The organism is Pseudomonas sp. zjy_15, from assembly GCF_043101865.1.
Lineage (GTDB): Bacteria > Pseudomonadota > Gammaproteobacteria > Pseudomonadales > Pseudomonadaceae > Aquipseudomonas > Aquipseudomonas putida_Y.
Genome location: NZ_JBICII010000003.1, coordinates 32,404 through 51,664, shown reverse-complemented (window position 1 = coordinate 51,664; position 19,261 = coordinate 32,404). Strand labels below are relative to the sequence as shown.

17 protein-coding genes are annotated in these 19,261 nt (G+C 62.8%); 4 read left to right on the top strand and 13 right to left on the bottom strand.

The features are described 5' to 3' along the window. Positions 1-117 precede the first annotated feature (117 nt). From ACF8EF_RS00285 to ACF8EF_RS00270, 4 genes are all read right to left on the bottom strand, one after another. Positions 118-756: a C40 family peptidase gene (locus ACF8EF_RS00285; RefSeq protein WP_209964040.1), complete on the bottom strand. Its 639-nt coding sequence runs from the start codon at positions 754-756 to the stop codon at positions 118-120. 127 nt (positions 757-883) lie between these two features. Next, entirely contained in the window at positions 884-1,591 is a 708-nt protein-coding gene (gene hda / locus ACF8EF_RS00280) for a DnaA regulatory inactivator Hda (protein ID WP_003252443.1), read from the bottom strand. Positions 1,592-1,771: 180 nt separating this feature from the next. Further along, positions 1,772-2,845: an AI-2E family transporter gene (locus tag ACF8EF_RS00275; RefSeq protein ID WP_176685489.1), complete on the bottom strand. Its 1,074-nt coding sequence runs from the start codon at positions 2,843-2,845 to the stop codon at positions 1,772-1,774. A 12-nt stretch (positions 2,846-2,857) separates the two neighbouring features. Continuing rightward, positions 2,858-3,925 carry a DUF2066 domain-containing protein gene (locus ACF8EF_RS00270; protein WP_392460827.1) on the bottom strand — a complete coding sequence of 356 codons (1,068 nt, stop codon included), beginning with the start codon at positions 3,923-3,925 and terminating at the stop codon, positions 2,858-2,860. Between the two features lie 368 nt (positions 3,926-4,293). Between ACF8EF_RS00270 and purM the strand changes: the two genes are divergently transcribed. From purM to ACF8EF_RS00250, 4 genes are all read left to right on the top strand, one after another. Beyond that, positions 4,294-5,352: a phosphoribosylformylglycinamidine cyclo-ligase gene (gene purM / locus ACF8EF_RS00265; RefSeq protein ID WP_003252437.1), complete on the top strand. Its 1,059-nt coding sequence runs from the start codon at positions 4,294-4,296 to the stop codon at positions 5,350-5,352. After that, positions 5,352-6,005 (top strand): phosphoribosylglycinamide formyltransferase, encoded by a 654-nt coding sequence (gene purN / locus ACF8EF_RS00260; RefSeq protein WP_176685491.1) that lies wholly within the window; start codon positions 5,352-5,354, stop codon positions 6,003-6,005. Before purM ends, purN begins: the two co-directional genes overlap by 1 nt. An 8-nt stretch (positions 6,006-6,013) precedes the next feature. Further along, on the top strand, positions 6,014-6,724 hold the full coding sequence (locus ACF8EF_RS00255; protein ID WP_176685492.1) for a DUF3108 domain-containing protein: 711 nt from the start codon (positions 6,014-6,016) through the stop codon (positions 6,722-6,724). A 200-nt stretch (positions 6,725-6,924) separates the two neighbouring features. Continuing rightward, entirely contained in the window at positions 6,925-7,107 is a 183-nt protein-coding gene (locus ACF8EF_RS00250) for a hypothetical protein (protein ID WP_021782528.1), read from the top strand. Between the two features lie 100 nt (positions 7,108-7,207). On the opposite strand, the gene ACF8EF_RS00245 is transcribed toward ACF8EF_RS00250, so the two are convergent. From ACF8EF_RS00245 to ACF8EF_RS00205, 9 genes are all read right to left on the bottom strand, one after another. After that, entirely contained in the window at positions 7,208-9,466 is a 2,259-nt protein-coding gene (locus tag ACF8EF_RS00245) for a GMC oxidoreductase (protein WP_392460826.1), read from the bottom strand. Beyond that, positions 9,463-9,954: a sorbitol dehydrogenase gene (locus ACF8EF_RS00240; protein WP_104962419.1), complete on the bottom strand. Its 492-nt coding sequence runs from the start codon at positions 9,952-9,954 to the stop codon at positions 9,463-9,465. The genes ACF8EF_RS00245 and ACF8EF_RS00240 overlap by 4 nt, the downstream gene beginning before the upstream one ends. Before the next feature lie 4 nt (positions 9,955-9,958). Next, positions 9,959-11,299 carry a cytochrome C gene (locus tag ACF8EF_RS00235; RefSeq protein WP_176685494.1) on the bottom strand — a complete coding sequence of 447 codons (1,341 nt, stop codon included), beginning with the start codon at positions 11,297-11,299 and terminating at the stop codon, positions 9,959-9,961. 307 nt (positions 11,300-11,606) lie between these two features. Beyond that, positions 11,607-12,146, bottom strand: coding sequence for a DUF2058 domain-containing protein (locus ACF8EF_RS00230; RefSeq protein WP_209964025.1), 540 nt, complete (start codon positions 12,144-12,146; stop codon positions 11,607-11,609). A 26-nt stretch (positions 12,147-12,172) separates the two neighbouring features. Continuing rightward, a complete protein-coding gene (gene mazG / locus ACF8EF_RS00225; RefSeq protein ID WP_176685496.1) occupies positions 12,173-13,006 on the bottom strand; it encodes a nucleoside triphosphate pyrophosphohydrolase in 834 nt (277 codons plus the stop codon). A 124-nt stretch (positions 13,007-13,130) separates the two neighbouring features. After that, positions 13,131-15,371 carry a GTP diphosphokinase gene (gene relA, locus ACF8EF_RS00220; protein ID WP_176685497.1) on the bottom strand — a complete coding sequence of 747 codons (2,241 nt, stop codon included), beginning with the start codon at positions 15,369-15,371 and terminating at the stop codon, positions 13,131-13,133. A 96-nt stretch (positions 15,372-15,467) separates the two neighbouring features. Beyond that, positions 15,468-16,826: a 23S rRNA (uracil(1939)-C(5))-methyltransferase RlmD gene (rlmD, locus tag ACF8EF_RS00215; RefSeq protein WP_209964022.1), complete on the bottom strand. Its 1,359-nt coding sequence runs from the start codon at positions 16,824-16,826 to the stop codon at positions 15,468-15,470. Beyond that, positions 16,827-17,726, bottom strand: a complete 900-nt coding sequence (cysM, locus tag ACF8EF_RS00210) for a cysteine synthase CysM (protein WP_010952713.1) — start codon at positions 17,724-17,726, stop codon at positions 16,827-16,829. Between the two features lie 141 nt (positions 17,727-17,867). Beyond that, positions 17,868-19,259: a histidine kinase sensor domain-containing protein gene (locus ACF8EF_RS00205; protein ID WP_392460824.1), complete on the bottom strand. Its 1,392-nt coding sequence runs from the start codon at positions 19,257-19,259 to the stop codon at positions 17,868-17,870. Between the last annotated feature and the right edge of the window lie 2 nt (positions 19,260-19,261).

Here is a 19,261-nt window from a genome sequence, read left to right as displayed (position 1 = left end):
CGCTGCGCTGCAGCCGAAAAGAGTTGAGAATTTAGATTAGACGCTTTCTGTAAATGCGCACGGCGGTGTGCTTTTTTTCAAAGCATCACCGCCGCGGCAGGGTACATCATTTTGATATCAGTTGCGCGCGATGTTGGTCGGCGCCATGGCCAAGGCTCGCTTGGCTTCGATGAAGGTCTTGCTCCAATAGCGATCACCGAGGTTGTCGATGCGTACACCGCCGCTGCGGCGGCTGCTGGAGTGGATGAACTGGTTGTCACCCAGGTAGATACCGGCATGGCTCACCCGGCCGCGGCCATTGGTGCTGAAGAACAGCAAGTCACCTGGCTTGAGTTTGTTGCGGGCCACTTTAGGCGCATCGACCTTGATCATTTCACGCGTGGAGCGCGGCAGCGTCATGCCCGCCTCTTCGCGGAACAGGTAACCGATGAAGCCACTGCAGTCGAAGCCGGATTTTTCCGAGGTACCACCGAAGCGGTAGCGAGTGCCGATCAACGACATACCGCGCTCGAGAATGCTGTCAGCCAGAACGGGCAGTTGGTAAGGCTTGCTGCCGGAGAAAGACGAAAGGTCATCTTCGGTGGCCAGCTCTTCCGGCTCACCGAATACCGCCGAGGAAGAGGCTTTGGCCTTGATAGCCGATTGTGCGGTGACCGGGGTGTGATCCTGGGGCTGAGATACCGGGCCTTGGGCCGCGCAGCCAAAAAGAAGGGTCACGAGTGCGAGTGGCACGAGGGGTGCGAAGCGCTTCAGCATGGGCACGACCGTGTCTGTAATCCTTTAGAAGGGTGAGACTATGCCCTCTATCATGGCCATTTGCAAATTTTATCGAAAAAGATGTGACTTTTTTGCGCCACCGCTCTGGCCCAGTGTTTTCAGGGGGTTACCAGCCGAGGGTTTCCTTGAGAAAAGGAATGGTGAGCTTGCGTTGTGCCTGCAGCGACGCCTGATCGAGGCGCTCGAGCAAGTCGAACAACGCGCTCATGCTCCGCGCCCCGCGGGTGAGGATGAAATGGCCGACTTCGTCGGTCAGGTGCAGGCCACGGCGCGAAGCACGCAACTGCAACGCGCGCAGCTTGTCTTCATCAGACAGGCCGCGCATCTGGAACACCAGGGCCAGGGTCAAGCGCGACTTCAGGTCCGGCAGCTTGATCGGCAGCTCGCGCGGTGATGCCGAGGCTGCCAGCAGCAAGCGGCGGCCGCTGTCGCGCAGGCGGTTGAACAGGTGGAACATGGCCTCTTCCCAATCAGCCTTGCCGGCGATCACATGCAAATCGTCGATGCACACCAGTTCGTACTGGGCCAGGTAGTCGAGCAGTTCTACGCCGCGATCGAGCAATTGCGCCAGTGGCAGGTAGACAGCAGGTTCGCCACGTTGCTGGAAGCGATGGGTGGCGGCCTGCAGCAGGTGGGAACGGCCAACACCTTGTTTGCCCCACAGGTAGATAAGGCTCTCGGTCCAGCCGGCGTCGGCTTCGCATAACCGCTCGACGTAACCCAATGCCGCAGCATTGGCGCCCGGATAGTAGTTGATGAAGGTGGCGTCATCGCGCAGGCGCACACCCAGGGGCAACTGGATCGGTGGTTTCATGCTCGCGGGCGGTCGGCAGGACCGCGGGGGGCCTTTGGTGAACAATGTGCAAAGTCTATACCTGCAACGCGGGACGCACAATCTCGACTGCGGATAGGGCAAGCAAAATCAACAAGTTGCGTTTTGCAAGCGACCTGCGGATGCGGGGCGCGAAAAGGCTCAAGACAAAACGCGTGGCGTTCAAAGCTCCGGGTCGATATTTCCGGCGTACATGTCCGATTCCTTGTACAGAGCATGCACATGCCGCAGCAGCACCATGATCACCGCCGCCACCGGCAGCGCCAGCAGCACGCCGGTAAAGCCGAACAGTTCACCACCCGCGAGGATGGCAAAGATGACCGCAACCGGGTGCAGGCCGATGCGATCGCCCACCAGCAGCGGGGTCAGTACCATACCCTCCAGCGCCTGCCCGACCATGAACACCGCAACGATGCCCAGCATCGGGTACAGGTCGCCACCGAACTGGAACAGGCCGGCCACCAGCGCGGCACCAATGCCAATGATGAAGCCCATGTATGGCACGATGGCCGCAAGACCTGCAAGCATGCCGATCAGCAGACCGAGCTCGAGCCCCACCAGCATAAGGCCGGCTGAATAGATGATGCCCAGGGCCAGCATCACCATCAGTTGCCCGCGCACGAATGCGCCCAGCACTTCATGGCATTCACCTGCCAGGCCCATCACTTGCGTCTCGCGCTGGCGCGGCAGCAGGCTGCGCAGCTTGCCCATCATCAGGTCCCAATCGCGCAGCAGATAGAAGCCCACTACCGGGATCAGCACCATGTTGGCCAGCCAGGCCACCAACGCCAGGCCTGAGGCGGTAGCCTGGGACAGCAGCATGCTGACGATATCGGTGGTCTGCCCCATGTGCGCGCCGATGGCGGCCTTGATCTTGTCGAATTTCCAGAAACCATCGGCCAGGCCAAGGCGGCCCTGTACCCACGGCAGCGCTACATGCTCAAGCCAGTCGAGCACCTGCGGCGCCAATTCGTACAGGCGCACCAACTGCTTGGCCAGCATCGGCACAAGCACCAGCAACAAGGCCAATAGCACCAGGGTGAACAGGCCGAACACCACCACTACACCCCAGGTACGCGATAGCCCCAGGCGCTCGAGGCGATCGACCAGCGGGTCGGCCAGGTAGGCCAGCATGATGCCAACCAGGAACGGCGTAAGAATATTGTGCAGGCTATAAAGCAGCACAGCGATCAGCAGCGCAACACCCAGCCAGATCCAGCGACGCATGTCAGTCACGGCAAGCGCCCCTTACCAGCGAAAACGCAAGCCGTCGAACGGCGTGGGTGCTGGCTGCGCAGGCGCGGGCTGCCCGGCAGCGGCGTCCACTGCCGGTGCTGGCGTGGCTGGCACTGCCGATGCCTGCTCTACCGGCACCTCCTGCAGTTTGGCCAGGCCAAGCTGGGCACGCAGCTGATCACGATTGCCAGTGACCCCGTAGGTCAAGGTCGTGCCTTCGGCCGCCTGCAAGCGTGGGCCATAGGGCTCCAGCACGCGGGCCAGTTCGGCGTAGCGCTGCAGGTTCATGCCCTGCACTTGCACCTGCAATTGGCGGCCGGCACCCGGCCGGGTAACGTAGCGCGGCGCCAGGCGGCTGCTTACCGCCAGCATCACCGCGTCAGCCAAGGCTGTCGGGTCGGCACCCTCGGCATTGCCCTGCTCACGCTGGTCGCCCAGCCACAGCTGCCACTTGCCCTGCCACTTGCCGTCGGCTTCCTGTGCATGTACCGCCAGCAAAGCATCGGCGCCGTAGCGCTCGGATGCTTCGCGCAACTGCGCCGGGTCGCTGCCTTCGATCTGCCTGGCATTGGCAACCAGTTGCTCCTGCAAGTCGGCCAGCGGCAAGCGCAGCGGCAGACCGCGGTGCTGGGCGGCGCGGCGCAGGGGTTGGGCACTGACCTGGCCATCACCGACCAGGTTGCTGCCCTCAACAGTGTCGTTCAACCACCACCCCAGTATTGAAGGCCGATTACTGCCCCATAGCGCCAGGCCAGCCTTGCGCAAGGCCCGCTCGGTACTACCAGGGTCGAACTCGACCACTATCGACTCGGGCGGGCCGGCTTCGCTGCCCACCTGGTTGATGATTTGCCGAGGGTCCTTGCGCAGCTCGGCCAACGCAGGGCTTTGCACTGCCTTTGGGTCACCGGTCAGACGCAGCACCAGCGTGTCCAGGGCTTTGACCGTGGCCGCGGTACGGGCTTCAGCGCCCGGCCCGGAGACCGGTTCGCGCACCTGATAAAGGCCTGAGACATTTTCAGCCAGGGCAGTGGCCGAGATCAGGGCCAGGCAACCGGCTGCCAGAATATTGAACAAACGCATGGAGGATTCCTGTCCAGTTACCGCAATGCCTATACCTTATACACGGGGGCGCCAGGTAACCAGCCGCGGGGCGTGAAAGATTGCTTGCGGGTGTTGTAGGGCCTACCGGTGTTCGCGTTGAGCGGCGCAGCGCCGGTGAGATCGCGCACCGCCCGCGCGGCGCATGGCTGTTCCCTCAAGGCGAACGTCCCAACTAATTATCTTTTTCATGCCCTGCCCGTCGGCCTGAGGATGGCCGCTGCACGGCAACCCTGATAAAATCGCGCGCCTTCACAGACTACTGACGTTTCAGGCAGCCGCCGCTTACCAGCCGGCCTTGGCCGTCATGGTCGTTTTTAAGAATCCCTCCCTCCTAAAGGCCTGGATCAATGAGCAAGCAACCCTCCCTGAGCTACAAGGACGCCGGTGTAGACATCGACGCCGGCGAAGCACTGGTCGAACGCATCAAGGGCGTGGCAAAACGCACCGCACGCCCTGAAGTCATGGGTGGCCTGGGTGGCTTCGGCGCCCTCTGCGAGATCCCGGCCGGCTACAAGCAGCCGGTGCTGGTCTCCGGCACCGACGGCGTCGGTACCAAGCTGCGCCTGGCACTTAACCTGAACAAGCACGACAGCATTGGCCAGGACCTGGTCGCCATGTGTGTCAACGACCTGGTCGTCTGCGGCGCCGAGCCGCTGTTCTTCCTCGACTACTACGCCACTGGCAAGCTGAACGTTGACGTGGCCGCCACCGTGGTCACCGGCATCGGCGCCGGTTGCGAACTGGCCGGCTGCTCGCTGGTCGGTGGTGAAACCGCCGAAATGCCTGGCATGTACGAAGGTGAAGACTACGACCTGGCCGGTTTCTGCGTAGGTGTGGTGGAAAAGGCCGAAATCATCGACGGCTCCAAGGTTGCCACCGGCGACGCGCTGATCGCCCTGCCGTCCTCGGGCCCGCACTCCAACGGCTACTCGCTGATCCGCAAGATCCTCGAAGTCTCGGCTACCGATATCGAGAACACCCAGCTGGACGGCAAGCCGCTGACCGACCTGCTGATGGCGCCGACCCGCATCTACGTCAAGCCGCTGCTGCAGCTGATCAAGAACACTGGCGCAGTCAAGGCCATGGCCCACATCACCGGCGGCGGCCTGTTGGACAACATCCCGCGCGTACTGCCGAAAAACGCCCAGGCCGTGGTTGACGTGGCCAGCTGGCAGCGCCCGGCGGTGTTCGACTTCCTGCAGGAAAAAGGCAACGTCGACGAGCACGAAATGCACCGCGTACTGAACTGCGGTGTGGGCATGGTCATCTGCGTGGCCCAGGACCAGGTCGAAGCCGCCCTGAACGAACTGCGCGCCGCCGGTGAGCAGCCATGGGTAATCGGCCACATCGCCGAAGCCGCCGAAGGCGCTGCCCAGGTCGAGCTGCAGAACCTCAAGGCACACTGATGCCGAGCAATGCCTGCAATGTAGTGGTACTGCTGTCGGGCTCCGGCAGCAACCTGCAAGCCCTGATCGACAGCTGCCAAGGGCAGGACAGCCCGGTGCGTATCCGCGCGGTGGTCTCCAACCGCGCCGATGCCTACGGCCTGCAACGCGCCGCAGCGGCCGGCATCGACAGCGTCGTGCTCGACCACACCCAGTTCAACGGCCGTGAAGCCTTCGATGCCGCGCTGATGGCGCGCATCGACGGCTTTGCCCCGGACCTGGTGGTGCTGGCCGGCTTCATGCGCATCCTCAGTGGCGGCTTCGTGCGCCACTATCAGGGCCGCCTGCTCAACATCCACCCGTCGCTGCTGCCCAAGTACAAGGGCCTGCATACTCATCGCCGGGCGTTGGAAGCTGGCGACGCCGAGCATGGCTGCAGCGTACACTTCGTGACTGAGGAACTCGATGGCGGCCCACTGGTCGTACAGGCTGTGGTACCGGTGGCGTCTGATGACACCGTCGAAAGCCTGGCACAGCGGGTACACCATCAGGAACACCTGATCTACCCACTGGCGGTGCGCTGGTTCGCTGAAGGGCGCTTGCGTCTTGGCGAACAGGGTGCATTACTGGACGGCCAGCCACTGGCGGCCAGCGGTCACTTGATTCGATCCTAGGAGAATTTATGCGTCGCGCCCTGCTCTTGGCTCTCGCCGTGCTCGCCCTGCCCCTCCAGGCAGCTGATCTGAAGCCCTTCTCGGCCAGCTACACGGCCGACTGGAAACAGCTGCCCATGAGCGGCACCGCCGAGCGCAGCCTGGTCAAAAATGCCAACGGTACCTGGGACCTTAATTTCAAGGCTTCCATGATGATCGCCAGCCTGACCGAGCAAAGCACCCTGCGCATGGAAAACGACACCCTGCTGCCGCAGAAGTACCACTTCGAGCGCGGCGGCCTGGGCAAGGCCAAGAAGGTCGACCTGGACTTCGACTGGAGCACCAAGAAGGTCACCGGCAGCGACCGTGGCGATGCCGTCAGCCTGCCACTGAACCGCGGCGTACTGGACAAGTCGTCCTACCAGCTGGCCCTGCAGCACGACGTGGCCGCGGGCAAGAAAAGCATGACCTACCAGGTGGTCGACGGCGACGAAATCGACACCTACGACTTCCGCGTGCTGGGCACCGAAAAGGTCACCACCAAGACCGGCCAGGTCGATGCAGTGAAGGTCGAGCGCGTGCGCGATCCAAGCCAGAGCAAGCGCATCACCGAGCTATGGTTTGCCAAGAACTGGGACTACCTACTGGTGCAATTGCGCCAGGTAGAGACCGATGGCAAGGAGTACGTGATCGTGCTGCAGGATGGCACGGTCGATGGCAAGCCGGTGAAGGGCAACTGATCCGGCACTGCCTGCAACACCTGAAGCCCTGCCCAGTGCGGGGCTTTTCTTTGCTGCGAAGAAGCCCATCGAGGCAGCACACCTCCCAGCTTCATGAAACTTGTTTCATGCCTGTTTTATTTACTTAGTCTGCTAACAAACTCTATAAAGAAGACGTGCGACACACTGTCGCAGCCATCTTGAAGAAGTGGAGTTTAACGATGACTGTCCAAGTAACCGAACGCGACGAATCGAAAATGTCCCACGAAGGCCTGGCCGCTGGCGTGCGGATCTGGGATGTGTACCAACAAGGCCAACTGGTGGGCATGTTCCATAACGAACACGAAGCGCACCAATACCGCGTTGAGCTTGAAGACCTGGAAAACCAGCGCGCTACACAATGACCCAGCGCATTGCCGCGAATCCCTGATTCACCCGGGCTCGAAGAACAACCCCACAATACTGCGGCAGTACCGGAGCCTTGTGGGGTTGCCATGACAGGGTCTACACCGACCCGAAACGCACCTCCACCGACAGGCTGCCCAGGTTATCGCTCAGGCCAGCCCCGTAACGGCCGTCCAAGTCGTCATTGATGCACAATTGCAACTCTCCCTGCTGGCCACGCGGCAATTGCATCTGGTTGCCGACCAGGAACGGCACGCCGCTGTTGCCGATACGCCCGATCAACGCCCCTTCGTTCTGCCCCGGCAGGGTGTAGCCCTGCTTGGCGATCAACGCTGGGTTGCCCTGCGCGCCAACCATGCCGGTGGCCGGGTTGGCCGTCCACTGCCCGCCCGTACAGACCGCCAACTGCCAGCTCTGCCCATTGATCTGCATGCCCGTGCCCTGCCATGCCTGGTTGGCCTGCACCTGTACGGTACGCTTGAGCAGGTCGCTGGCCACCACATCGGCGGCCTGGAAGGTCAACGCGGTGATGGTCAAGGTCGGGTTGGCGGTGCCGGTGGTGGGGAACACACCGTCGCCGACCAGGAACAGGTTGGGGTGGTCCCAGCTGCGCTGGTCCTTGTCCACCACCGACTTGGTGCGGTCCGAGCCCATGCGGTAGGTGCCCATCAGGTGGCCAGCGCCGTAGAACGCGTAGTTTTGGCCGTCGTACTCGAACACCGTTTGCGAGCCGGGCTCGAGCTTAGGGTTCAGGTCGGTCAGCTCGGTGGCGCCCATCAGCTCGGTGATGATGTGCGTGGCGGCCAGGCGCGCTTGCTTGAAACCCTCCTTGGTGTAGTCGGACAGTTCGTAGGTGATCTGTGGCCGAGGCAGGCCCAGGCCGTCGGTGAACTCCGTGCTCCTCTCCACCCGGCACAGCGCTTTGTCCGGGTCTTTCTCCACCTGCTCGACCAAGAAGCCCAGACGGAATTGGCGGGTCAGCACGCTGTTGAGCTGCTGCACCAGCGCCTGGCCGGACAATGCCAGCTTGTTGGGGTTAGCGCCGCCGTGGTTGGTCCCGTCGATGAAATCGCAGACCGAGGTGTAGGGGTCGTTCACCGACCAGTTCCAGCCCTCGTTGCCGATTTCGATACGCCAGGCGGCACGCTGGCTGCGGAACGGGCCATCGCGCATGTCCTCGATCCCCGAGGTGGACAATGGCCCACGGAACGGGAACAGCGGCTTGCCTTCGGGCATCAGGCCCCAGGCCAGGTACACCGGGTGGTCAGCCAACGCCTGGCCGACCTGGCCGCTGCTGTTGGCGACCCCTTTAGGGCTGTTCGGGCCGATGGAGTTGAGCAGCAGCTTCGGTGTTTCGATCGCGTGGGCGGCAATCACGTAGCGCTTGCCCTGGGCCGTGCCGTTCTGGCGCGTGCCGTTGTTCTGATACTGGATGAAGTCGATTCCCGTGACCCCATTGGCATCGACCTGCACCTGGCTTGCCACGGTCTGGTAGAGGATGCGCACGTTGCCGGTATCCAGTGCCTTGGCCATGGTCACGGTGGCATCGTACTTGGCCTGGATCGGGCAGATCGGTGTGCAACTGGTGTTGCCTGCGCACACCCGACGGCCGTTATCATTCTGCGAGTTGCGCCCGGCCGGGGTCTGCCGGACATTGAGGGTGACACCTGGGTACGGCTTGCCGTCGGGCCCCTTCTCCGGGCTCTGGTATACCGTGCCCGTGACGTTCTCGCCCAGGCCTTGGTCGACCAGCGACGGCGGGATGCCATGCATGCTGTATTTGTAGCCATGCGGGAACGTCACGCCCAGGTAAGTCTGCGAGGCGACATCGGCGGACACGCCCATCTCCTCTTCGGCGCGGCAATAGGCGGTCTGCAGATCGTCGTAACTGATCGGCCAGTCGACCCCGACGTTGTACGCAGTGCGCATGCGAAAGTCGTTGGGCAACAGGCGCAGGGCCGTGCCCATCCAGTGCCACATGGTGCCGCCACCTACCCGCTCGTAAGTGCTGGCGAACAGTTGCGGTCCCTTCTGCACCAGGTAGCTTTTCTGCGCCTTGTCCGGGTCTTGGCTACCCGCGGTGATCAGGTCCTGGATGGTCGCCCGTGGCGCGAACTGCGTGGCCGGGGTCTGCTCGCTCTGTTCAGGTGGGTACGGCGATTCGGGCGCTTTGAGCACCGCGGTGTAGAAGCGCTCCAGGTACTCGCTGCGATTGGGCGGAATGGCCGGGCCCGATTCGAGCACCAGCACTTTCAACCCGGCCAGGCCCAACTGGTAGGCCATGACACTGCCGGCCATGCCGGCGCCCACCACGATCACATCGGCGGTTTCGATGTTCTGGGTTTGTACATTGCTCATGGCTGCTGCCCTTCCTTGGCGTCGACTCCGGTGAATTGCTTGAGGGTCGGTGGCTGCTCTCCCCAGTATCCGAAGTGGAACTGGCTGTAGCCCATGGGATGGGATTGGGCGATCTTCCACGCCCAGCTCTCCTTGTAGGCCTGGTCGGAGACCACGCGCGTGTCACCCGTGCGCGCGTTGCCCAGGTCGTAGGGTTGGTACCAACTGCCGAGCAGCCACAGCTTCATGATCGAGCGGGCGCCCTGGGCGATTTGCGGGTTCGCGTTATCGAGCACGGCGCTGGCGATTTGCGCGGGCGGCTGGCTCTGGATGCTGGCGTACAGCTCCAGCAGGCTGCTGAACGCCTCGAGGCCCATGCCTTGCTGGGCGGTGGCGAAGAACACCGGCGGCAGGTTGATCGGGTCGACGGAAGGCGCCAGCAGCTTGGCCGACAGGCCAGTGAGCACGGCGGACAAGCCGATGAAGTTTTGCAGGTTCTGGTCGCTCATGGCATCACTCCTTGGCGCCGGTGGATTGGGCACGTTCAAGCAGGAAAGTGAAATCGGCGAAGCTGGTGCGCGGTGACTGGGTCACGCGAGTGGTCGCGTTGTTGTGGCACTCCATGCAGCTGGACGAGGCCTGCGGGGTGGTGCCCTGGTTGTAGGTCTCCAGGGTGGCGTTGGCCAGGAAGTTCGGCGCAGGCGTACCTAACGGGTTGGTCGGTGACGGCACCTGGCAGTCATCGGCCGGGGCGGTGGGCCACTGGGTGCTGATCAGGTGGTAGTTGGCCCACACCGTGCCCTTGAGCGCACCTTGCCACTGTGCGTTGAGCTGTTGGGTGGCGGCGGTGATGGGAATTTCACGCACGATCTGCGAGGGGATGGCCTTCTTCGACGGGTCCCACGGTTGCGCGGGCGGCTCGTTCACCGGGCGGTCGCTGGCCTGGGCGTCGTAGAACAGGTAGGGCCCCTTGCGCTCGTTCATGGGCGTGGTCTTTTCCGGCACGTTGCGCACGTGCTCGAACGTCGACCATACCCACTGTGGTGCACCTTCGGTCTTGTGCACGATGTGCAGGCCTACCAGCCCGACCTTCTGCGCATTGCACGACTCGGGGATCAGCGCCCCCTTGTTCGGGTCGGCGTTGCCGGGGGTGTAGACCAGCGCGTCGACGGCGTGGAACTCCTGCGGGTTGTCGCTGCCATCGAGCACTTTCCAGGCCGACTTGACCATGATCGCACCGACCTGCTGGGCCTTCTGCGAACCACAGGCGAAAGCGATGCGGTTGTCAGCCTTGCTCAGGAACGCTTGCTGGCCTTCCTTGCTGTACAGGCCATTGTTGACGATGTCATCGAACATCGGCTTGTTGACCATGATCGCGTTGCGCGTGTAGGTGCCGCTTTGGTCGACCAACGGGCCGGTCTTGAACGGCTGGATGAACTCATCGAGCACGCCGGCGACCTTGCCCATCTGCTGCAGCACCGGCAAGTCACCCTTGCCTTGGCAGGCTGCGGGCACGGGTGCCTGCTGATCCCAGGCAACGGGTTTCTGTCCCTTGGGCAGGAAGATCTCGTAGCTCTCTTTCCACGACTCCCACACCGTCTTGCCGGGTGCGCCGATCTGCGCCGAGGTGTTGGCGCTGCCGTCGGCGTTGGCGGGCCAGTTCAGGGCGACGAAGGTCTGCCACGACAGCACGTCGAAATCGTGTTGCAGGTTGTCCAGGGTGAAAGGGGGATTGGCGGTGACGTCGAAGGGAATCGCAGGTGACAGCACCGGCGGACTGGCCGCATCGGCCATGGCGAACGCGCTGGTGAAACTTGCACCCAGGCACGCCAACCGTTTCAGGGTTATTTTCATTATCGTCTCCTCAGCAGATAAAGCGTCGGGACGACGAGGCGTACTGGCCCTTCCTGGACCGAATGTTCAGCGCTATCCCTGACGCTAAGCTGGAGGCTAGCCGCTGTGCCAAAACCCTAGGAAATGTCCGACGAACGGAAGGAACCAAGGCAATAGCACAGCTGACTGATCGCGCCGGTTCGGCGAGCTGCGAGCCAACGCGTTTTTCACGATGGCCGCAGAAGCGACCTTGCGTCGCAAAAGGGCCGCAAAGCGGCCCTGGCGATCTTGAATGAACCGCGTTACCGCCAGAGCGGTGTTTTACTGTTTACCACATCAGATCATCAGGGATCTTGTAAGCCGCGTACGGGTCGTCTTCGTCCGCTTCCTCGACATGGGTATTGAGCAGCAGAATACGGCCAGGGTCGCGCTCCTGGATCTTCAATGCGGCCTCACGGGGGATAACCTCGTAGCCACCGGCATGGGCTACCACGGCCAGCGCGCCATTACTCAGCTTGGTACGCATGAGGGCGTTGACGGCAATGCGCTTGACCTTCTTGTCGTCGACGAAGTTGTAGTAATCCTCGGTGTTCAGCTTGGGCAGGCGAGTGGCCTCGATCAGTTGCTTGACCTGCGCGGCACGGGCCTTCTGCTCGGCCTTTTCCTGCTGCTGGCGGTTCAGTTCCTGGTCACGCCTGGCTTTTTCAGCCATGGCTTCCTTGGCCATGCGCTGCTGGCTGTCGTCGACTTCGACCTGGCCTTTGTGCTCCATGCGCTTTTGTTTCTTTTCAGCTTTGTTGGTCTGCGAGACCTGTTTCTGGTTGACCAGACCGGCTTTGAGCAATTGGTCGCGAAGGGAAAGGCTCATGAATATTCACTCACTTATGCAACAGCTCAGCCGCAGCTGGGCAGGTTCTTTTCCTGACGTTTGGCTTCCCCCCAAAGGGCATCCAGCTCGTCAAGGTCACAGTCTTCAATGGGGCGGCCACTGTCGCGCAATGCCTGTTCGATAAAACGGAAGCGTCGTTCGAACTTGCGATTGGCGCGGCGCAAGGCGTGCTCCGGGTCCTGCTGGAGGTGGCGTGCCAGGTTGACGGTGGCGAACAGCAGGTCACCCATTTCATCTTCAAGGGCATCGACATCACCGTCGGCCATGGCCTGCAGCACTTCATCAAGCTCTTCACGGACCTTGTCCAGCACCGGCAATGCCGCTGGCCAGTCGAAACCGACCGTGGCCGCGCGCTTTTGCAGTTTGGCTGCCCGCGACAGCGCCGGCAAGGCTGCCGGAACGTCGTCGAGTAGCGAAAGCTGTTCAGGCTGGCTTTTTTCCGCGCGCTCTTCGGCCTTGATTTCTTCCCAGCGCGACTTGACCTGCGCATCGCTCAAACCGGGGGTATCCATCGGCGCGTACAGCTCGCCAGTGGGGAATACATGCGGGTGACGGCGGATGAGCTTGCGGGTGATGCTGTCGACCACGCCGTCGAACTCGAAACGCCCCTCCTCCCGGGCCAGCTGGCTGTAATAGACCACCTGGAACAGCAAGTCGCCCAGTTCACCTTGCAGGTGCTCGAAATCGCCGCGCTCGATGGTGTCGGCGACCTCGTAGGCCTCTTCGAGGGTGTGCGGGACGATGCTGGCGTAGTTCTGCTTCAGGTCCCACGGGCAGCCGTACTGCGGGTCGCGCAGACGGGCCATGAGATGCAGCAGGTCGTCAAGGGTGTAGGTCATACAGGCAGGTCCTTCGGTGGTGGCTGCTTCGCGGGCTTGCCCGCTCCCACAGGTACGGTGCAGATTTCCAAACCTGCATCCATCCTGTGGGAGCGGGCAAGCCCGCGAAGCTGGCGCCACAGTCTCAAGGGGTACGATTACGCCGCGTTTCGATGATGTTCGGCAACTGCGAGATCCGCCCCAGCAGGCGCCCCAGTGCGTCCAGGCCGGGGATCTCGATGGTCAGCGACATCAGCGCGGTGTTGTCTTCCTTGTTCGATCGGGTATTCACCGCCAGCACGTTGATCTTTTCGTTCAGCAGCACCTGCGACACATCGCGCAGCAGACCCGGGCGGTCGTAGGCACGGATGACGATGTCGACCGGGTAGGTCTGCACCGGGATCGGCCCCCAGCTCACCTGGATCATGCGCTCTGGCTCCCTGCCCGCCAGCTGCAGTACCGAGGCACAGTCCTGGCGATGAATGCTCACGCCACGGCCCTGGGTGATGTAACCGACAATGGCATCGCCCGGTAGCGGCTGGCAGCAGCCGGCCATTTGTGTCAACAGATTGCCGACACCCTGGATCTGGATGTCGCCACGCTTGCCGGTACGCGGACCGGTAGGCTTGCGCGGCACCAGTTCGATCTGCTCGATACGCTCGGGCTCCAGCAACTGCTGGGCAGCGTTGACCAGATGAGCCAGGCGCAAGTCGCCAGCACCGAGCGCGGCAAACATGTCTTCGGCAGTCTTGACGTTGGTCTTCTCGGCCAAGCGCTCGAAATCAACCTGCGGCAGGCCCAGACGACTGAGCTCGCGCTCAAGCAAGGTCTTGCCGGCGGCAACGTTCTGGTCGCGAGCCTGCAGCTTGAACCAGTGGACGATCTTGGCCCGCGCCCGCGAGGTGGTGACGTAGCCCAGGTTGGAGTTCAACCAGTCTCGGCTGGGGTTGCCGTGCTTACTGGTGATAATCTCCACCTGCTCGCCAGTCTGCAGGCTGTAGTTCAACGGCACGATACGGCCATTGATCTTGGCGCCGCGGCAGTTGTGGCCGATCTCGGTGTGCACGCGGTAGGCGAAGTCCAGTGGCGTGGCCCCCTTGGGCAGGTCGATGGCGTGGCCGTCGGGGGTGAACACATAAACCCGGTCAGGCTCGATATCGACCCGCAACTGCTCGGCCAGGCCACCGATGTCGCCCAGCTCTTCGTGCCATTCCAGCACCTGGCGCAACCAGGAAATCTTCTCTTCGTAGTGGTTGGAGCTGGGCTTGACGTCCGTGCCCTTGTAGCGCCAGTGGGCGCATACCCCAAGCTCGGCCTCTTCGTGCATGCCGTGGGTGCGGATCTGTACCTCCAGCACCTTGCCCTCGGGGCCGATTACCGCGGTGTGCAACGAGCGGTAGCCGTTCTCCTTGGGGTTGGCGATGTAGTCGTCGAACTCCTTGGGAATATGCCGCCACAAGGTGTGCACGATGCCCAGCGCGGTGTAGCAGTCGCGGATTTCCGGCACCAGTACGCGCACCGCTCGCACGTCGTAGATCTGGCTGAACTCCAGGCCTTTGCGCTGCATCTTGCGCCAGATCGAATAGATATGTTTCGCCCGACCGCTGATGTCGGCATTTACGCCAGTGGCAAGCAACTCGTTCTGCAGCTGGGTCATCACGTCGCTGATGAAGCGCTCGCGGTCCAGCCGCCGCTCATGCAACAGCTTGGCGATCTGCTTGTACTGGTCGGGCTCCAGGTAGCGGAAGGAGAGGTCTTCCAGCTCCCACTTGATGTGACCGATACCCAGGCGGTGCGCGAGCGGCGCATAGATGTCGAACACTTCACGCGCGACGCGCAGGCGTTTCTCGTCGTCGGCGGACTTGACCGCACGGATTGCGCACGTGCGTTCGGCCAGCTTGATCAGTGCCACGCGCACGTCGTCGACCATGGCCACCAGCATCTTGCGCAGGTTTTCGACCTGCGCCTGCGAACCCAGCACCAGCGACTGTCGCGGGCTGAGGCTGGCACTGATGGCGGCCATGCGCAGCACGCCGTCGATCAGCTTGGAGACCACCGGGCCAAAACACTGGCTGACTTCGGCGAGGGTGACCTTGCCCTCGCGCACCGAACGGTAGATGACCGCAGCCACCAGGGAGTCCTGGTCGAGCTTGAGGTCAGCCAGAATTTCGGCGATTTCCAGGCCAGCCTGGAAGCTGGACGTACCATCCGCCCAGGAATGCTTGGCCGGGTTGCCCTTTTTCTCTACCTCATGCGCAAACTCGCAGGCTTCTTTCAGCGCTGCGCGATCCAGTGCCGAATCGACGCTTACCACATGGTCCAACCATGCTTCGAGATTGATACTGCCGTCAGTGTTGACCGGCTGGTGCACTCTCACCTGTACCATCTTTGTTTTACCTTTCCATGCAGCACACCATACGGATGTGCTGGCGATCACCGTGCGGCCGCCATTCCGTGGCAACCGCACCAAGGGGCCAGTCAGCTAGCCCGCTTCGAATAACGCCATGGCCTCGACATGCGCCGTCTGAGGAAACATGTCGAGAATCCCGGCCCTTTTTAACCGGTACCCCTGGCCGACCAGCACTTGGGCGTCTCTCGCCAGCGTGGCCGGGTTGCACGATACGTAGACCAGCCTTCTGGCCTTGAGGCGGGCGATGCCTTGCACCACCTCGAAAGCACCGTCGCGCGGTGGATCCAAGAGTACCGCAGAAAAGCCTTCGGCGGCCCATCCGGTGCCTGCCAAAGGCTGCGATAAATCGGCCTGAAAAAACCGTGCATTATGCACATTGTTGTTCCGGGCATTGGCCGCGGCCCGATCGACCATGGCCTGTACACCTTCCACTGCCACCACCTCACGCGCCTGGCGGGCCAGCGGCAGGGCAAAATTGCCCAGACCGCAGAACAAGTCCAGCACACGCTCGTCGGCCTTTGGCGCGAGCCAGGCCAAGGCCTGCTCGATCATCGCGGTATTGACCTGGGCATTCACCTGCACGAAATCACCCGGGCGCCAGGCCAGCTCCAGCTGCCAGGGTGCCAGGGCAAAGCCCAACTGCGCAGCAGGGTCCACGGGCGCCGGCTCCCCTTCGCCTTGCAGCCACAGCTGGGCATTGGCCTGCTCGCAGAACGCTTGCAGCCTGGCCTGGTCCTCAGCCGGCAACGGCATGACGTGGCGCACCAGAACCGCCTCGGCGGTGCCACTGAACAGCTCCACATGGCCAAGCGCCTGCGGTTTGCTCAACGAGCGCAGCACCGTCGGCAAGTGGCGCAGAATCGACTGCAAGGGCTGTACCAGCACGGCACAATCGTCGATGGCAATGATGTCCTGGCTGGCTTCGGCGCGGAACCCCACCTCCAGTTGACGCGCCTTGACGTCCCAGCGCACGGCCACACGGGCCCGGCGCCGGTAGCCGAATTCCGGCCCGCTCAGGGGTGTGGCCCATTCCTCGGGTTGCACGCCGGCCACCCGCTGCAACTGCTCGGCGAGGGTGCGCTGCTTCAGCGCCAGTTGCGCTTCGTGCGGCAGGTGCTGCAGGTTGCAGCCACCGCAGCGGTCGTAGTAGCGACATGGCGCCTCACGGCGTTCGGGCCCGGCCTGCAGCAACCGCTCCAGGCGGGCTTCGACCACTTTGCCACGGGCATTGAGCACGCGTGCCTCCACGGCCTCACCGGCCAAGGCGCCGCTGACGAACCAGGTACGCCCGTCGAGGAAGGCGATGCCACGGCCGTCACCGGCCAGGCGCTCGATGTCCAGCCGTTGCTTCTTGCCCACTGGGACCTGGGAGGTGCGATTGCCGCCGGCCGGCTGGAAGCGCAGGCCGCTGTTGCTTTTTTTCTTGGACATTTAGCGTGGGTCAAACAGGCCAGTGGACAGATAACGGTCGCCGCGGTCGCAAATGATCGCAACCATCACGGCATTTTCCACTTCGCGGGACAGACGCAACATGGCCGCGACCGCACCACCAGAAGACACGCCGCAGAAAATGCCCTCTTCACGCGCAAGGCGACGGGTGGTGTCTTCGGCTTCCTGCTGCGACATGTCGACCACGCGGTCGACGCGGGTGGCGTCGAAGATTTTCGGCAGGTATTCCTCGGGCCAGCGGCGAATGCCCGGAATGGCCGAGCCCTCCATCGGTTGCAGGCCGATGATCTGCACCGCAGGGTTCTGTTCCTTGAGGTACTGCGAGCAGCCCATGATGGTACCGGTGGTACCCATGGAGCTGACGAAATGGGTAATGGTGCCCTGGGTCTGCTGCCAGATCTCCGGGCCGGTACTGTTGTAGTGGGCGATCGGATTGTCGCCGTTGGCGAACTGGTCGAGCACCAGGCCACGGCCTTCGGCCTGCAGCTTCTCGGCCAGGTCACGGGCGCCTTCCATACCCTCCTCCTTGGTCACAAGGATCAGCTCGGCGCCATAGGCCGTCATGGCGGCCTTGCGCTCGGCGGTGGAGTTGTCGGGCATGATCAGGATCATCTTGTAGCCCTTGATCGCCGCCGCCATCGCCAGGGCGATGCCCGTGTTGCCTGAGGTGGCTTCGATCAGGGTATCGCCTGGCTTGATCTGGCCACGCAGTTCGGCGCGAGCGATCATCGACAGTGCCGGGCGGTCCTTCACCGAGCCGGCGGGATTGTTACCTTCGAGCTTGAGCAGGAGGGTATTGCTGGTTTCGCCAGCGATGCGCTGCAGGCGAACCAGTGGCGTATTGCCGACGCAATCGGCGATGGTTGGGTACTGCAAGGTCATGGGCGTATTTCGCAATCCGGACGGCGGGGTGCCTATCATACCGGCAAACCCTTCGCGGCCATATCACGCAATCTGTAGTGCATATAGCTACAAGCTATAACGGTGTGACATGTGCTGGCCTCTTCGCGGGTAAACCCGCTCCTACGGGGATCCGCTAGCCTGTAGGAGCGGGTTTACCCGCGAAGAGGCCGGCACATGCAACGGCAACTTCATCCACAAGCGCAACCCGCGTTTGCCATTCTGCGCCCACAAGGTCCCGCCCTGGCGCTGAATGGCACTGCGGGCGATGCTCAAGCCCAGACCGAAGCCCCCATCCCCCGGCCGAGAACCGTCCAGCCGCGAGAACGGCGCGAAGATCCGCTCCAGGTCCTCTTCAGCCACACCGCCACCTTCATCCTCCAACCATAGCCACCAATAACCGCCTTCGCGCTGGCCTCCCAGCCGCACCACCCCCTCGGCCGGCGAGTGACGAATGGCATTGCGCAACATGTTCTCCAGCGCCTGAGCCAGGTGGTTGAGGTTGCCCTGCACCCAGCAGTCGGCCGGCACTTCGCAGCGCAATTGCGCAGGCGACCAGCCGCTCTCGTAGCTGGCATTTTCGGCCAGCAACTCCCACAAGGCGTGGACCTCGATCGGCTCCAGGTTCATCGGCGCACGCTCGGCGTCCTGCCAGGCCAGTTGCAGGGTGTCTTCGACCAGTTGCTGCATGCAGTCCACTTCACGGATCAGGCGATCACGCAGACGCTGCAGGTCGGTTTCACCATCGCAGGCCACCCGCAGCCGGCTCAGCGGCGTACGCATTTCGTGGGACAGGTCGCGCAGCAACTGCTGCTGCATAGCCACCGTGCCTTGCAGCCGCTCGGCCATCTGGTCAAAGGCACGCGCCAGTTCGCCCAACTCGTCATGCCGGGCGATGGTGCGCGAGTCCAGGCGGGCCGACAGCTGATCGGCCCGCCAGGCATTGGCCTGCTCGCGAAGTTGATTGAGCGGCACGATCAACATGCGGTACAGGCCTACACACAACAGCAAGGTGAACAGCCCCGGGATAATGCCATTGGTGACGATGCGCCACAGCACGCGGTGCTGGCCCGGATTGAAGCGCTGCGGCAGCTCGATCACCAGCATGCCCTGCTCCGGCGCCCCCGGGAACGGTATGCGCACCCACGGCTGGTCGACGCTGCGCCGACTCATGGGCCAATCGACACCGCGCAGGCGCGTCAGACGCTGCATGATCTGCGGGTTGAGTGTGGCGTTGTCGAGCGGCCGCAGGTTGATGTCGAGCACGCCAACCCAGCCCCGTTCGCGCTGATGCATGGCCGCCACCCATTGGTCCAGCCCTGCCCGACCGCCGCTGCGCCAGGCCTTTTCAGCTTCGGCGGCATAGCCCAGCAACGTATGCCGTGCCGGCTGCGAGAGGAAGGCGTTCTGGGTTTCCATATGCCGGCCCCAGGTATAGCTGAGGCCGATCATCAGCAGGCAGAAGCCCACCAGCAAGATGGCCAGCTTCCAGAACAGCGAATGGCGATCGAGCATGG

Excerpts from the sequence above, each read along its gene's own strand:
- ACF8EF_RS00285 (WP_209964040.1), bottom strand. The coding sequence starts at position 756 with ATGCTGAAGCGCTTCGCACCCCTCGTGCCACTCGCACTCGTGACCCTT.
- hda (WP_003252443.1), bottom strand. The coding sequence starts at position 1,591 with ATGAAACCACCGATCCAGTTGCCCCTGGGTGTGCGCCTGCGCGATGAC.
- ACF8EF_RS00270 (WP_392460827.1), bottom strand. The coding sequence starts at position 3,925 with ATGCGTTTGTTCAATATTCTGGCAGCCGGTTGCCTGGCCCTGATCTCG.
- purM (WP_003252437.1), top strand. The coding sequence starts at position 4,294 with ATGAGCAAGCAACCCTCCCTGAGCTACAAGGACGCCGGTGTAGACATC.
- purN (WP_176685491.1), top strand. The coding sequence starts at position 5,352 with ATGCCGAGCAATGCCTGCAATGTAGTGGTACTGCTGTCGGGCTCCGGC.
- ACF8EF_RS00255 (WP_176685492.1), top strand. The coding sequence starts at position 6,014 with ATGCGTCGCGCCCTGCTCTTGGCTCTCGCCGTGCTCGCCCTGCCCCTC.
- ACF8EF_RS00250 (WP_021782528.1), top strand. The coding sequence starts at position 6,925 with ATGACTGTCCAAGTAACCGAACGCGACGAATCGAAAATGTCCCACGAA.
- ACF8EF_RS00245 (WP_392460826.1), bottom strand. The coding sequence starts at position 9,466 with ATGAGCAATGTACAAACCCAGAACATCGAAACCGCCGATGTGATCGTG.
- ACF8EF_RS00240 (WP_104962419.1), bottom strand. The coding sequence starts at position 9,954 with ATGAGCGACCAGAACCTGCAAAACTTCATCGGCTTGTCCGCCGTGCTC.
- ACF8EF_RS00235 (WP_176685494.1), bottom strand. The coding sequence starts at position 11,299 with ATGAAAATAACCCTGAAACGGTTGGCGTGCCTGGGTGCAAGTTTCACC.
- ACF8EF_RS00230 (WP_209964025.1), bottom strand. The coding sequence starts at position 12,146 with ATGAGCCTTTCCCTTCGCGACCAATTGCTCAAAGCCGGTCTGGTCAAC.
- mazG (WP_176685496.1), bottom strand. The coding sequence starts at position 13,006 with ATGACCTACACCCTTGACGACCTGCTGCATCTCATGGCCCGTCTGCGC.
- relA (WP_176685497.1), bottom strand. The coding sequence starts at position 15,371 with ATGGTACAGGTGAGAGTGCACCAGCCGGTCAACACTGACGGCAGTATC.
- rlmD (WP_209964022.1), bottom strand. The coding sequence starts at position 16,826 with ATGTCCAAGAAAAAAAGCAACAGCGGCCTGCGCTTCCAGCCGGCCGGC.
- cysM (WP_010952713.1), bottom strand. The coding sequence starts at position 17,726 with ATGACCTTGCAGTACCCAACCATCGCCGATTGCGTCGGCAATACGCCA.
- ACF8EF_RS00205 (WP_392460824.1), bottom strand. The coding sequence starts at position 19,259 with ATGCTCGATCGCCATTCGCTGTTCTGGAAGCTGGCCATCTTGCTGGTG.